The sequence below is a fragment of the Streptomyces sp. NPDC103540 genome (genome assembly GCF_055584445.1).
The window spans coordinates 73415-85720 of record NZ_JBVJMA010000022.1 but is presented as its reverse complement, the minus strand read 5'-3'; the positions used below and the strand labels follow the sequence as shown (position 1 = coordinate 85720).

At 70.1% G+C, this 12306-nt stretch carries 12 protein-coding genes and 1 pseudogene; 8 read left to right on the top strand and 5 right to left on the bottom strand.

The features are described from left to right. The first annotated feature begins 148 nt into the window (after nt 1-148). Nucleotides 149-391, top strand: coding sequence for a hypothetical protein (locus ACZ6ZI_RS36480; protein WP_469528530.1), 243 nt, complete (start codon nt 149-151; stop codon nt 389-391). Nucleotides 392-596: 205 nt separating this feature from the next. Next, the gene (locus ACZ6ZI_RS36475; protein WP_469528528.1) at nt 597-1793 is read left to right on the top strand and encodes a PP2C family protein-serine/threonine phosphatase; all 1197 of its coding nucleotides are present in this window, start codon (nt 597-599) and stop codon (nt 1791-1793) included. A gap of 80 nt (nt 1794-1873) precedes the next feature. Here ACZ6ZI_RS36475 and ACZ6ZI_RS36470 read toward each other — a convergent pair whose 3' ends face one another. The 3 genes from ACZ6ZI_RS36470 to ACZ6ZI_RS36460 form a co-directional block, all read right to left on the bottom strand. Further along, nucleotides 1874-2860, bottom strand: a complete 987-nt coding sequence (locus ACZ6ZI_RS36470) for an AraC family transcriptional regulator (RefSeq protein WP_469528525.1) — start codon at nt 2858-2860, stop codon at nt 1874-1876. Between the two features lie 177 nt (nt 2861-3037). Next, nucleotides 3038-3364, bottom strand: coding sequence for an STAS domain-containing protein (locus ACZ6ZI_RS36465; protein ID WP_469528523.1), 327 nt, complete (start codon nt 3362-3364; stop codon nt 3038-3040). A gap of 262 nt (nt 3365-3626) precedes the next feature. Next, nucleotides 3627-3998 carry a hypothetical protein gene (locus ACZ6ZI_RS36460; protein ID WP_469528520.1) on the bottom strand — a complete coding sequence of 124 codons (372 nt, stop codon included), beginning with the start codon at nt 3996-3998 and terminating at the stop codon, nt 3627-3629. 531 nt (nt 3999-4529) lie between these two features. Between ACZ6ZI_RS36460 and ACZ6ZI_RS36455 the strand changes: the two genes are divergently transcribed. The 4 genes from ACZ6ZI_RS36455 (at nt 4530) to ACZ6ZI_RS36440 (ending at nt 7019) form a co-directional block, all read left to right on the top strand. Further along, nucleotides 4530-4979, top strand: a complete 450-nt coding sequence (locus ACZ6ZI_RS36455; RefSeq protein ID WP_469528518.1) for an SRPBCC family protein — start codon at nt 4530-4532, stop codon at nt 4977-4979. Nucleotides 4980-5109: 130 nt separating this feature from the next. Further along, the gene (locus ACZ6ZI_RS36450; protein ID WP_469528517.1) at nt 5110-5337 is read left to right on the top strand and encodes a hypothetical protein; all 228 of its coding nucleotides are present in this window, start codon (nt 5110-5112) and stop codon (nt 5335-5337) included. 245 nt (nt 5338-5582) lie between these two features. Continuing rightward, on the top strand, nt 5583-6578 hold the full coding sequence (locus tag ACZ6ZI_RS36445) for an ATP-dependent DNA ligase (RefSeq protein ID WP_469528622.1): 996 nt from the start codon (nt 5583-5585) through the stop codon (nt 6576-6578). Nucleotides 6579-6701: 123 nt separating this feature from the next. Further along, nucleotides 6702-7019 carry an STAS domain-containing protein gene (locus ACZ6ZI_RS36440; RefSeq protein ID WP_469528514.1) on the top strand — a complete coding sequence of 106 codons (318 nt, stop codon included), beginning with the start codon at nt 6702-6704 and terminating at the stop codon, nt 7017-7019. 119 nt (nt 7020-7138) lie between these two features. Here ACZ6ZI_RS36440 and ACZ6ZI_RS36435 read toward each other — a convergent pair. Together ACZ6ZI_RS36435 and ACZ6ZI_RS36430 are read right to left on the bottom strand one after the other, a co-directional pair. Then, nucleotides 7139-7450, bottom strand: a pseudogene (locus ACZ6ZI_RS36435) (ATP-binding protein); the annotation flags it as partial. Nucleotides 7451-7652: 202 nt separating this feature from the next. Then, entirely contained in the window at nt 7653-8099 is a 447-nt protein-coding gene (locus ACZ6ZI_RS36430) for a hypothetical protein (RefSeq protein ID WP_469528512.1), read from the bottom strand. A 786-nt stretch (nt 8100-8885) separates the two neighbouring features. On the opposite strand from ACZ6ZI_RS36430, the gene ACZ6ZI_RS36425 reads away from it, so the two are divergent. Further along, nucleotides 8886-9974 carry an RCC1 domain-containing protein gene (locus ACZ6ZI_RS36425; RefSeq protein ID WP_469528619.1) on the top strand — a complete coding sequence of 363 codons (1089 nt, stop codon included), beginning with the start codon at nt 8886-8888 and terminating at the stop codon, nt 9972-9974. Between the two features lie 273 nt (nt 9975-10247). Then, nucleotides 10248-12116, top strand: a complete 1869-nt coding sequence (locus ACZ6ZI_RS36420) for a hemopexin repeat-containing protein (protein ID WP_469528510.1) — start codon at nt 10248-10250, stop codon at nt 12114-12116. Nucleotides 12117-12306 lie beyond the last annotated feature (190 nt).

The following is a 12306-nucleotide window of genomic DNA, read 5'->3' as shown; positions in this document are numbered from 1 at the left end:
GCGGCGCCGGCCGGGTTCGCGCCGCGGGTGTAGGGGGTGCCGTCGAGAATGAAGCGCTCGCCCGGTGGGGTAGCGCGGGCGATCTCCGGCCGGCGAGACGGTGGAGAGGGCCGAACCTGCCGTCGAGCCGACCGGGGTCGTCGACCTGATGGAAGCTCTGCGCGCCAGCGTCGAACGCGCCGGCAGCGCCAAAACCTCGGGCGGCAAGGCCACCGCCTCCGGAAAAACCGCGGCAGCGAAGAAACCGGCGGCGAAGAAGCGGATCCGTACGGCCCCGAGGGAAGACCTCAGTGACCTGAGCAAGGCCGACCTCTACAGGAAGGCCGCCGCGGCGAACCTTCCCGGCCGCTCCCACATGACCCGCGACGACCTGATGAGGGCCTTGTCCTGAACGGTCGGCCAGGCGGATATCGAGCTGTTCGGCTCGGTGGAGCGGGTTTGTGTGGGTTTCGGATGCATGGGGCAGGAGGGACAGCGCGACTCAAGGCGATTCCGGATTCCGCAGAGGCCGGCTTCGTCAGGGCATGTTGATGCCGCATCGGGGATGGGCAGGCCGCAGACTCTGAGGTGGGGCCGAGGCGGCGAAAGGGTGCTCAATGGCGCAAGACGTGGGAGCCGCGCTGGCAGTGTTCCTGGAGCGATCGCACACCGCCTCCCCGCAGGAGGTTAACCAGCTGGTCGACGAGGCGGCGCGGCGGCTGGGGATGGTGACGGCGAAGGTCTATCTGGCGGACGTGCAGGAGGCCCGTCTGGTGCCCCTGCCCCTGCCGGGGGAGGACGAGGACGGCGACGAGTTGGCGATCGACGGCACGGTGGCCGGGTGGGCGTACCGGACGATGTCGCTGCGCCTGTCGCATCGCGCGCCGCTGACGGTGTGGCTGCCGCTGATCGACGGGATCGCCCGGATCGGTGTGTTGCGGGTGGTGGCCGACCACATCACGCCGGCGATGTTGGACGGTGCCACGCAGCTGGCTGCGGTGACCGCGTTGACGATCGTGTCCAAGAGCGGGTTCAGCGATCTCTTCAGCCGGGTCGCCCGCCGCCGCCCGATGACCACGGCGGCGGAGATGGTGTGGGCGTTCCTGCCACCGCGCACCCTGGGCACCGACAGGGTGACGTCCACGGCCGCGCTGGAGCCCGCGTACGAGATCGGTGGGGACGCCTTCGACCACGGTCTGGACGACGGGCGCCTGCACGTGACCGTGGTCGACGCGATGGGGCACGACCTGGCGGCGGGTCTGGCCTCCGCCGTCGCGCTGGCCGGTTGCCGTTCCACCCGTCGCGCGGGCGGATCGTTGACCGACATCGTCCAGCGGATCGACGAGGACCTGCACCGCTGGCAGCCCGGTGGCCTGCTCACCGGCGTCTTCGCCCACCTGGACCTGGACACCGGGCGACTGTCGTGGGTCAACGCCGGTCACCCGCCGCCCCTTTTGATTCGTGCGCAGCACGTCGTGCCGGGGGCCTTGGAAGGCGCCGGCGAGCTGCCGCTGGGGCTCGGCCCGGGCTACGCGGCCCCCCGCACTGTGCACGAGGCTCAGCTGGAGCCGGGCGACCGTGTCCTGGTCCACACCGACGGTGTCACCGAGGCGCGTTCCGCGACCGGCGACCAGTTCGGCGAGGACCGGCTCGTCGACTTCGTCACCCGCGCACTCGCCGCCGGTGAACCCGCCCCCGAGGCCCTGCGCCGCCTGGTCCACACCATCCTCGACCACCACGACGGCCGGCTGCGGGACGACGCCACCATCGTCTTGAGTGAATGGCACCCCGAGACCGACAACACCCGATCCTGACGAGCTGAGTTCACCGCGCCGGACCCCGGTGGGCGACACGCCTGCAGGCCGGTGAACCGCGACCGCGGCGCGGGCGGGGGTCAGGTGCGCAGGGTGTGGCTGGGGAGTCGGCCGTAGGTGGCGTGGTAGCGGTCGGTGAATCGGCTGGGTTTGGCGAAGCCCCAGCGGGCGGCGATGGCCGCGACGGTGTCACCGCGGGCCCGATCGCCGGCCTGCAGGTCGTGGTGGGCGTGCCGCAGGCGTACCTGTTCTAGGTAGCGGAGGGGGGTGGTGTCGTAGTGGTGGCGGAAGGCGTACTGCAGCGCCCGTACGCCGACCCCGGCGGCGGCGGCGATCTCGGCGACGGTCAGCGCTCGTTCGGGGTGGGCTTCGATGTAGTCGACCGCTCGGCGCAGGGAGGTGGGCGACAGTGGTGCCGGCTCGGTGCGGGCCGCCTGGGTCATGGATGTGTTCGGAAAGGCCTCCAGGGCGGCGGTGGCGGCCAGGCGGAGCATGTGTTCGTGGATCAGGGGATTGGTCAGGGCGGGGTCGGCGGTGTCGAGGTCGCGGTGGATGAGCCCGAGGACCTCGGCGAGAAAGCGTCCACTGGCGGGGGAGAGGGGGGTGACGTGCTCGAAGCGCAGGTCGCCCGGAGCGATGCCGCTCTGCTCCTCGGCGATGTCGGCGACCCTGTCGAGGGGCAGGCGCAGCAGGGTGAGGTCCATGTCGTGGGTGTCGGCGCGCAGGGGCAGGCCCAGCGGGTAGACGAAGGTGTCGCCCGCGCGCAGGCGTACTTCTTGGGTGGGGCTGCGCAGGCGGTATCCGCCGTTGCGGACGTGGGTGAGGAGGAGGAAGTCCCACGGCTCGGTGGTGATGTCGAAGTCGATCGAGCTGCGGACGCGGTCGGCGCTGATCTGGTCGATCGTGTTTGAGGTGGCGGTGAAGTCGGAGTTCTCGCCGTGGGGGCGGCCGATGAAGCGCAGCTGGTTGTCGACGTAGGTCTGCCGCAAGAACGCGGTGGTCTCCTCTTCGTCACGCGAGGAGAACGCGGCACGACGAACGGGCAGCCGGTCGGCTTCGCCGGTCATGGGGATCTCCCTTCCGCCACCCATCCGTCCCTTCAGATCGGCGACGTTGCGTCATGCCCCCCCTCTCTCAGAGTAGTGCCGGAGTGGGGGCGGGTGCCCGCGAACAGGCGCGGGAGAGCCGGACGAGAGGATCACCGCTACAGAATGTAACCGAACCGTGTGGTCATCGGCGCTGTTTCATTCGTGCGCCGCACGCGTGTCCGGAGCGATGGTGAACAGGTCGGTCGTTCCCGTCGCCCACAACAACCTGGCGAGTTGGCGCGGTAGCGGGCCCGCCAACACGAGGTGGTGGTTGCGGCGGGCGTCGAGGAGGGCGTGCAGGAGGCAGGAGTCGGCGAAGGTGACGCCGCTGACGTCCAGGATGACGCGGTCGGCGGTGACCGCGGACAGCGCGTCGGTGAGGAGGTAGGCGGTGTCCATGTCGAACTCCCCACTCGCCTTCAGCAACACGATGCGGGCGGCCTCGTTCACGCACTCGACGGCGGCAAGCGTTCGCTGTTCCACGCGCGGCAGGCATCGCGCCGGCGGCGGCCTGGACGGATTGCTGGTGGGGTACGGGTTCATGACGACCGTCCCGAACAAAGTGGGGTGGCCCTCCCTCCCCCGACGGGCGGGGAAGAAGTGCGCGGTCCTTCGGGGGCCACGTGATCGGGGAGGTCCGTACCCAAAGCACCCCCACACATGAGGATGCGACGGCGCGGGTATCGCCAACGGCTATCCCCAGACTACCCACGAAACGAAAGACCATCCCCTTCCCCGTCCGTGATCACGCCGTCGGGTCCTGCCCCAGTCGGCGGGCCTGGAGGTGGGCGGCGCGTAGCGCGGTGCCGAGGTCGGCGTGGACGGGCAGGGTCGGGGCGTTGGCCCGCAGCAGGTGGCGGGCCGTTCCGGGAGGGCAGACCACCGCCATCGCCACCTTGCGTCGATCCGCCAGGGCGTGGGCTCGTAGCACCGCCGACACCGTCGCCGGCGACACCGCGGCCTCGGGTACGGGGAACTCCACCACCATGCAGGACGGGTCGAGGTCCTTCAGCAACGTCTCGATTCCGGTCACCCAGGGGATCCGGTGATGTACACCCAGGGAGGTGTGCAGGGTGACGATCAGATCCTGACCGTTGCAGACATGGTCACTCAGCACGCGAATGCCTCCAAAACGAAGGATGCGCCATTACACGCACACCCCCGACGCTGCGACCGCTCGCCACACCGGGCGTCCGGCCACCGGTCCGGCGGGGGTGTAGGGCCCGATCGGGTGGGCAAACGCTCCCACCTCAGACCATTCCGCAGGGTCGTACCGTGCTCCTCCCCCTGGCACCCGTACGACCACGATGGGGTTCCCACACGGCAGGGCAACCCCTTTCCTTCCGGTCCGGGGCGGCTGCGGCCCCGGACCGGAAGACCCCGACCGTCGCGTCCCACCATCACGGGGCGCGCCCCCGCGGGTGGGCCCACGCCAACCGCCGCCTTGGATGACCGCATCGCGGCCCCGCCCGGTCGGGTGGCGAACGCTGGGCTCCGTCCGGTGGGGAAAGTGGGCTCGTTCGGGGAGTCACCGCCGGATCCCGGGGCAGGCGGGCGGCGAGCGGGCACCAATGCGATGCCCCGCCGGGAGTCGGGCCGGCCCGAGACCGCCCGACTCCCCCAACCCCCACGATCGAAGGAGACGCTCATGTCGCAGGTCAAGGAATCCATCGAGGTCGACGTCCCGATCCGCACGGCGTACGACCAGTGGACCCAGTTCGAGTCGTTCCCGAAGTTCATGGACGGCGTCGAGCGCATCGAACAACGCACGGACACACTCACGCACTGGGTGACCAAGATCGCCGGTGTCGAGCGGGAGTTCGACGCGGAGATCACCGAACAGATCCCCGACACCAAGGTCGCCTGGGTGACCGTCGCCGGCCAGACGGAACAGTCCGGCATCGTCACCTTCCATCCCATCGACCCCACCCATACCCAGGTCACCCTGATGATGGACTTCGACCCCGAGGGGATGGCGGAGAACATCGGCGACAAGCTCGGCTTCGTCGACCGGCAGGTCAAGGGAGACCTCAAGCGCTTCAAGCACTTCATCGAAGACCGCGGCACCCCCACCGGCGAATGGCGTGGCCAGGTCTGACAGCCGAACCCCACGCGCCGGGTCCCGGCCCGCGCCGCCGGACCCGTATCGCCGCGGCGCGGGCCGGACGATGGCATGCACAGGCCGGATGACGGCGCAACGTGGCGACATCCTCCGCGTTGTTGAGGGCATGGACGAGATGCTGGACATGCTCATTGACGGGGTCACCGAACCCCGCCTCAAAGTGATCAGTCAAGACGAGGCACGGGCCTTGATGATCCTTCTCGGAGTCCTCGACGACGTCACTCAGCCCGAACCGGTCCGCCACGCCGCCGCTGAGCTGAGGTTTCGCATCGGGTCGCGACTGGCACTCCCCCACGACGCCACGCCAATCCCGCAGGCGGACATCGCACGCTGACACCGTGTCGGCGTCGTTCACCCGTCCGGCTGCCCCTCGGTGCGAGAACCCCTCCCGCGTGGGACGGTACGGACGGGACGGCGGCAGTCCCACGCATACAGGACCGGGCCGGTGCCCGTAGTCACACCGGCCCGGTCCCGCTCCCGCCGAAACGACGCCGCTCGAACTTGCCGCAGCCGCCCGGCGGTGGCAGGCCGGCGAGGAAGCGGGGCGGCAGGTTGGTGCTCAATCCCCCGGTGGAGCCGATGCTGGCGCAGGCCACCGAGCAGATCCCGCTCCCCTCACGTACGGGCCCGGGCCTGGCCTACGAGCAGAAGTTCGACGGCCACCGCCTGCTGGTGTTCACCCCGACCGGGCCGGGTGGGCGGGTGCTGCTGCAGACACGGCGTGGCGCTCTGGTCCAGGACGCGTTCCCCGACCTGGTCGCCGCCGCCCGGCAGCTGCCCGACGGCCTGGTCCTCGACGGCGAGGTCCTCGCCTGGGACGTGGAAGCGGGCGCACTGTCCTTCGAGGGTCTGCAACGCCGGGCCGCCGCCCACGCCCGCCAGGCCGCCGCCCTCGCGGAACGCCTCCCGGCCTTCTACGTGGCCTTCGACCTCCTCCAGGCCGACGGCACCGAACTCCTGACCCTCCCCTACCAAGAGCGCAGGCGCCGCCTGGAGGTGTTGTTCGCCGGCCACGCGATCACCTCGCCGTGGACGCTGTGCCCGATGACCACGGATGTGGCCACGGCGCGGGAGTGGCTGAATTCGTGGACCGATGTCACCGGGATCGAAGGCATTGTCGCCAAGGCCCGGCAGGGGCGCTATCAGCCCGGCAGGCGCGGCTGGATCAAGATCAAACGACGGGACACCACCGAAGCGATCATCGGTGCGATCACCGGCACCCTCATTCACCCCCAACTCCTCGTCCTCGGCCGCCGCGACTCCGCGGGGCAGTTGCGTACGGTGGGCCGGACGGTCGCCTTGCGGCCGGACCAGGCCCGTCAGGTCGCCCAGCATCTCGCGCCGGCCGATGCCGGGCACCCATGGGAAGGGGTTCGGTTTGCCGCGTCCTGGAGCTCGCGTGACGCCTTGGACGTCGTCTTGGTCCGCCCGGAGCCGGTGGCTGAGGTCAGTGCCGACACCGCCGTCGACCACGGTGGCGTTCACCGTCATCCCCTGCGCTTTCGCCGCCTGCGTCAGGACATGACGGCCGAGAACGTGCCTCTCTTCGGGCAGGGTCCCTCGTCGGGGCCATGATCCAGGTGTTGGGTTTGTCGGCGGCGGGGGTGGGTGCCGGTCCGTAGGGGTAGGGCGTACGGTCGGGGCATCAGACGAGTCGCCTGAGGAACACCGACTGAAGATCGACGCGGGGAGAAGATGATGCAGACGCCGACGGTACGGGTGCGGTCCGAGGCGGACGGCCTGGCCGTGGTGGCGTGCGCGGGCGAGTTCGACATCGACTCCGTCGGTCTGCTGCGCCAGGCCTGCGCGGGCTCGGCCGCGGACGCCAGGCAACTGGTGCTGGACGTGTCCGGGGTGGCGTTCGCGGACTCCTCGTTCCTCAACGAACTGATCCACCTCCACCAGACGCGCCCGCTGCAGCTGGCGGGTCCGCTGCCGCAGCAGCTGCGGAGGCTGCTGGAGATGACCGGGGCGCTGGCGTTGTTCGAGGTTCGCGACAACGAGGCGGCCGGCTGAGATGTGCGGGCGCCTGCCCTGGCTAGGAGGGCGGAGGGTTGGAGCTGCCGCTCGGTGAAGGTGGCGGTGATCTTCTTGCCGTGTGTGTCGGTGTGGACGGTGACGGTGTCGGCGAGGTCGTGCACCAACCGCCAGCCGAACCCGCCGGCGTGGTCGGGGGCCCAGGGCCGGAGCACGGGCAGCCGGTCGCAGGCGTCGGACACCTCGATCGTCACAGCCTGTGCGTCGCCCCGGATCCGGAAACCGGTGGTGCCCGCTGCGTGCCGTTGGGCGTTGGAGACCAGCTCGCTGGCCACCGTCATCACGTCGGCGATCGCCGGCGTGGGAACGTGCAGGGTGCCGAGGGCGTCCTGGACGGCTTCCCGGGCTTCCGCGCAGCTGATCTGACCGTGGACGGTCAGACATTCGGATGAAACATCCTGTTTGCCCATAATCCGCGCCTTCCCCCTGCTTCCACCCGCTACGCAGCCGGGAGTGCCCGCCCGGCCGCATGCCGCGCGCGAGACGAAAATCGGCCGACTCGAGGCACCGTCGCCACACTATCCCCGGCCCACGACAGCCGGTACGGCAAAAGAGCTCCGAACGCACACCCGGAGAACAGTCGTGGTCGATTGCGGCCTTGACGCCGAGTTGTCAGGGCCGGGGGCGAGGCTCGGGGATGGTCACCCCGGTCGCGAGCCGGGCTCGGCGTTGCATGGCGGCCACCTGGGCGCGCCGGCTTCTCTGTAGCGAGATCCCGTGGTCGGCCGGGTCGATGTCGAGCAGGAACGCGGCCAGGCGCTGGATCTTGTGGTCCAGGGCCACGGCCACGCGCCGGCGTTCTCGGTTGCGGACCGCGGCGACGGTGTGGGTACTGGTCCGCAACTGGCCGGCGAGGAAGCCGGTCGGCCAGCCGCGTTCGGCGAGGTCCTGCAGACACACCGCGGCTCGACCGGCGGTGACGAGGCCCGGAACGGCCCGACCGCGTAGGAAGGCGATGTCCAGCGGGATGCCGAGGATCGCGTCCGCTGTGGTGCGGTGGATGTTGGCAGGTCGTACGTCGGCGGGGCGCAGCAACCGCCGCACAAGGGTGACGGCCACGCCTGAGATCGCCGCGATGTCGCCGGCCGACAGACCCCTTCCCTGCAGTTCGCCGGCCCAGGCGGCGGCGTCGGCGGCGGGCACGCGGGCTGGAAGACCGGCGCTGCGTGCGGCGGCCCGCCGTGCCCGGGCCCGGCGGGCCGCAGCCGTGCACTCCGGCCGCCGGCAGCCGTAGTCGGCGCAGCTGGGGCTGCCGTGTCGCACCCGCGATCGCAACGGCAGCCGCCGGACGGCACCATCAGGGAGGGCAACCTGCAGAGTTGGAGGTGTCGGAGAGTTCATCGCGGGTTCGATTCTGCCCGCTGCCGCGCATGCCTGTTGAGTGGAAGCCACCCTGGTGTGCGTCGGGGCGGTCGGTCGACCACGTGGCTTTGTAGGCGAGTGTCAGAAACGTTTGTTGCTTATCTCCAAGAACGGCAAACTACTCGGAGAATCGGTATCGGCAAGTTCTAGGAACGCGTCAGTGCTTGCTTCGGAACGAAGCTTGTGCATGGGGTGACGGGATGGAGTCCCATGCCGTCGCCGATGCCGTCGGACCCGCGCCGACACGCCTCATGCTCTTCTTCGTGTGCGGTCCTGCGGACTCGCGCACGATTGCTGCCCGCCCGACCGGGGTGGAGGAGGTGCGAGTTCGGCCATCGCATGGTGAAAGCCGGCCATCCATGCGGCGTCTGCCTACCGCAGTGGATCATCCACCTAGGGTGATCTCGCGGATGCGGCCAGTGAGCGCCGGGATTCGGTCTGTGTCCACCATCGAGGGAGCATCACGTGGCAGAGAAGAAGCTGATGGCCTGGGGCAACAACCGCAGCGGGCAGCTTGGTGACGGTACGTGGACCGATTTCCGTGCAGAGGCTCGGGCGACTCTGGGGCTGTCCGCCGCGTCGCTTTCGAAGCTTGCCGCCGGCGGTGATGGCCCGGATACGGGTCACGCTCTGGGCCTGATGACCGACGGAACCGTGCAGGCCTGGGGTGCCAACAAGTACGGCCAGCTCGGCGACGGCAGCACGTTCGGCCGGAACGCGCCGGGCGAGGTCGTTGGCATTACGAGGGCCACGGAGGTCGCCGCGGGCGGGTCACACAGCCTGGCCCTGCTCGCCGACCGGACCGTGATGGCCTGGGGCCGCAACGACTACGGCCAGCTCGGCAATAAGACCACCACCGACAGCAGCCTCCCCGTCCCGGTCGCGAACCTGGACAAGGTCATCGCGATCGCCGCGGGCCTCAACCACAGCCTGGCCGTGCGCGAGGACGGCAGCGTGTGGGCCTGGGGACACAACGCCGACGGCCAGCTCGGCAACGGCATCACCGGCAACCAGACCACCCCCACGCGCGTCAACGTCCTGACCGGCGTCAGCCAGATCGCCGCCGGTGCCGGCCACAGCCTGGCCCTGGTCGGCCCGCCCCGCAGCGGCGGAGTCGTCATGGCCTGGGGCGCCAACACACACGGACAGCTCGGCGACGGCACCACCACCGGTCGCACCACCCCGGTCAAGACCCGCGACGCCTGGAGCGGCGAGGTCTACCAGATCGCCGCCGGCGCCCACCACAGCCTGGCCGTCACCGGCACCTCCCACACCCTGCACGCCTGGGGGCGCAACACCTCGGGCCAGCTCGGCGACGGGACCGCCGAGCAGCGCAGCGTCCCGGTTCCCGTTCCCGGCCTGCCGGCCGTGATGCTGGTGGCCGGTGGCCGGGAACACACCGCCATCCTGGGCGGGGACAACGTGATCCGCTCCTGGGGTGACAACAGCTCCGGTCAGCTCTGCAACGGCACCACCACCGCCAGCAGCACTTTGGTCGTCTCAAACGCCCGTCTCGCCGGCACCGACAAGCTCGTCGCGGCGATCGGCGGCGACTTCAGCCTGGCCAACTGACAGACCCAGCCGAGGGAGCGGGACGCGCCCGCGGCTCGCTCCCACCGGCGGCGGAACCCCTGCCTGCTGCGGGTGTCCGCCTGCATTCCAGCCGACGGTCAAGCCCGATCTTGACCGAAAACTCCACTACCCAGCGTGACCTCTTGATCACTAGCGTGTTCGCGGCGGCCGGAGGCGGTGTCCCTGAGGATCTCGCGTGCGGTCCGGCCTCTGGTGTGCCCGCTGACGTCCTGCCCAGCGCGGGGCAGGACGCGGACGACAGGGAGATGAATCATGACGCAGGTGGACGAGGCGAAGACCTCGCAAGACGACGGCCGCCCGGCCCTGACCGCCGATGGGCGCCTCGCGCGGTGGGAGGCGCTCATCGCGGGCACACCGCTGGTCAACGCCTCCGGTCGCGCGCCGCTCAAGCGGGCGCTGGGCGGTGAGGAGAACTGGGCCGTGGGGCTGTGGCTGCATGCCGCGGCCCGCGCCGACGCCGGTTTTGAGGCGACCGCGTTCGAGCGCACGCTTCTGGAGCCCATGGCGGCAGTCCTGGGCGAGACGGAGAGCCGGGCGGTAGGCCGCCTGTTCGCCACCCACGCCAGCGCCGGTGGCGCGTCCCTGGTCCCGGCCGCGGTCGCCGCCCGCCCGCTGGAGGAGCCGTTCACCGCCGAGGACTACCGCACGGCGATGACCGCGCTCGGCGAGAAGGTCCTCACCCTGCCGAACGTGCTTGCGGTGACGCCGGAGGAGCTGACCGCCTCCGACACCCCGCCCCCGGCCGCCTTCCGCCAGGCCATGTCCGAGACCGGTATCGCCCTGACCATCCCCGCGGCGTTCACGCAGCCGGCCGGGGCGCACGCCGAGGACACCGGCACACTGCCCGGCCAGGCCCGGGAAGCGACCGACGGGGCCTACACCTTCCGGGCCGCCTTCGACTTCGTGCAGTTCAAGTGCGAAGACGCTCCGGGTGACCAGTGGGGTGGCCGGGCGGAAATCTACTGGACGGCCGCCGCCAACGCCGACGGGTACACCCACACCACCCGCACCAGCGAGACGGGTGCCGTCCACGACCACAAGTGGTACACCGTCAAGGGCGACCACGAGACCGGCAGCAAGACCTTCTTCGACGCCACCATGAACGCCAACCTCGGCAGCATCGTCTTCACCTGCTGGGAAGCCGACCAGTCCAACTCCGCCTGGTACAAGGCACTCGGCGAGGCCCTGCAGACCCTCGTCAACAACCTCGCGGCCACCGCCTCCTTCGCCGACATGCTCCCGGGCACCGAGTTCTTCGGCTACCTCTACTCCGGACTGGGCCTGCTCGCCACCATCTGGGAAGCCATCCGCAACGACGACGACTACCTCGGCAGCAATGCCCTCGCCTTCGGCGTCAAGGACCTCGCCCGCATCAACGCCGGGCACGGCAGCGCCTTCGTGTTCTTCTCCAAGGACTTCGACTCCAAGGCCGAGAGCGGCTTCCTGTTCGACCTCGAAGTCCACTACACGGGCCAGACCCCCCTCGTGCCGAAGCTGATGCCCTCCCTGATCTCCCAGGACTGGCCCGGCCTGAAGGAGGCCGGCTTCGACTCCGGCATCGACGCCGTTGTCCCCTACGGCAACGGCACCAAGCTGTACTTCTTCAAGGGGGACAAGTACCTCGGCTACGATCTCGCCAACAAGAAGGTTTCAAGCGGCCCCCGCACCATCCACGACGGCTGGAGCGGACTGCGCGGCACCGCCTTCACCTCCGGCATCGACGCCGCCACCCGCGTCCACAACCGGGACTCCGAGCTCTACCTCTTCAAGGGCAGCCAGTACCTGCGCTACCACCTGTCCGACGAGCGCATCGTCTCCGGCCCCGCCTCCATCGCCAACGGCTGGCCCGCCATCAAGGGAACCCCCCACGCAAGCGGCCTCACCTCCGCCTACCGCCTCGGCTACGACAGCGGCTACGTGCTCATCAACGGCACCAAAGAGCGGGCGTACTTCGACAAGGACGGAGGCATCGCCGTACCCGAGAGGGACCTCACCAGGCGCTGGCCCGACGCTCCCGCCGACTTCCTCGCCGGCGCCCGCGGCCTCACCGAGGTCCCCGGCACCCAGCCACGACAGTTCTACGCCTTCAACGGCGAAAGCTACCTTCGCCTCGCCCTGTGAGCACCGCCCAGGACCGCGCAGGCACCTGACGGGCGAACACCGCCATCACAGCCTGACTCGACGCCCCGGCCCCAAACGGGCCGGGGCACACGAGACCACCACTCCCCACCCCGCAGGCCAAGTCCCGGGCCAGAACAGTGACCACGGCTTCTCACATCATCACCGTTCACTCGCGCTTGGTGGCCCCCAT

Bases quoted from the DNA above. Each gene is read 5' to 3' on its own strand.
- ACZ6ZI_RS36445 (WP_469528622.1), top strand. From the start codon at position 5,583: ATGCTGGCGCAGGCCACCGAGCAGATCCCGCTCCCCTCACGTACGGGC.
- ACZ6ZI_RS36425 (WP_469528619.1), top strand. From the start codon at position 8,886: ATGGCCTGGGGCAACAACCGCAGCGGGCAGCTTGGTGACGGTACGTGG.
- ACZ6ZI_RS36420 (WP_469528510.1), top strand. From the start codon at position 10,248: ATGACGCAGGTGGACGAGGCGAAGACCTCGCAAGACGACGGCCGCCCG.
- ACZ6ZI_RS36470 (WP_469528525.1), bottom strand. From the start codon at position 2,860: ATGACCGGCGAAGCCGACCGGCTGCCCGTTCGTCGTGCCGCGTTCTCC.
- ACZ6ZI_RS36475 (WP_469528528.1), top strand. From the start codon at position 597: ATGGCGCAAGACGTGGGAGCCGCGCTGGCAGTGTTCCTGGAGCGATCG.
- ACZ6ZI_RS36440 (WP_469528514.1), top strand. From the start codon at position 6,702: ATGCAGACGCCGACGGTACGGGTGCGGTCCGAGGCGGACGGCCTGGCC.
- ACZ6ZI_RS36450 (WP_469528517.1), top strand. From the start codon at position 5,110: ATGGACGAGATGCTGGACATGCTCATTGACGGGGTCACCGAACCCCGC.
- ACZ6ZI_RS36480 (WP_469528530.1), top strand. From the start codon at position 149: ATGGAAGCTCTGCGCGCCAGCGTCGAACGCGCCGGCAGCGCCAAAACC.
- ACZ6ZI_RS36455 (WP_469528518.1), top strand. From the start codon at position 4,530: ATGTCGCAGGTCAAGGAATCCATCGAGGTCGACGTCCCGATCCGCACG.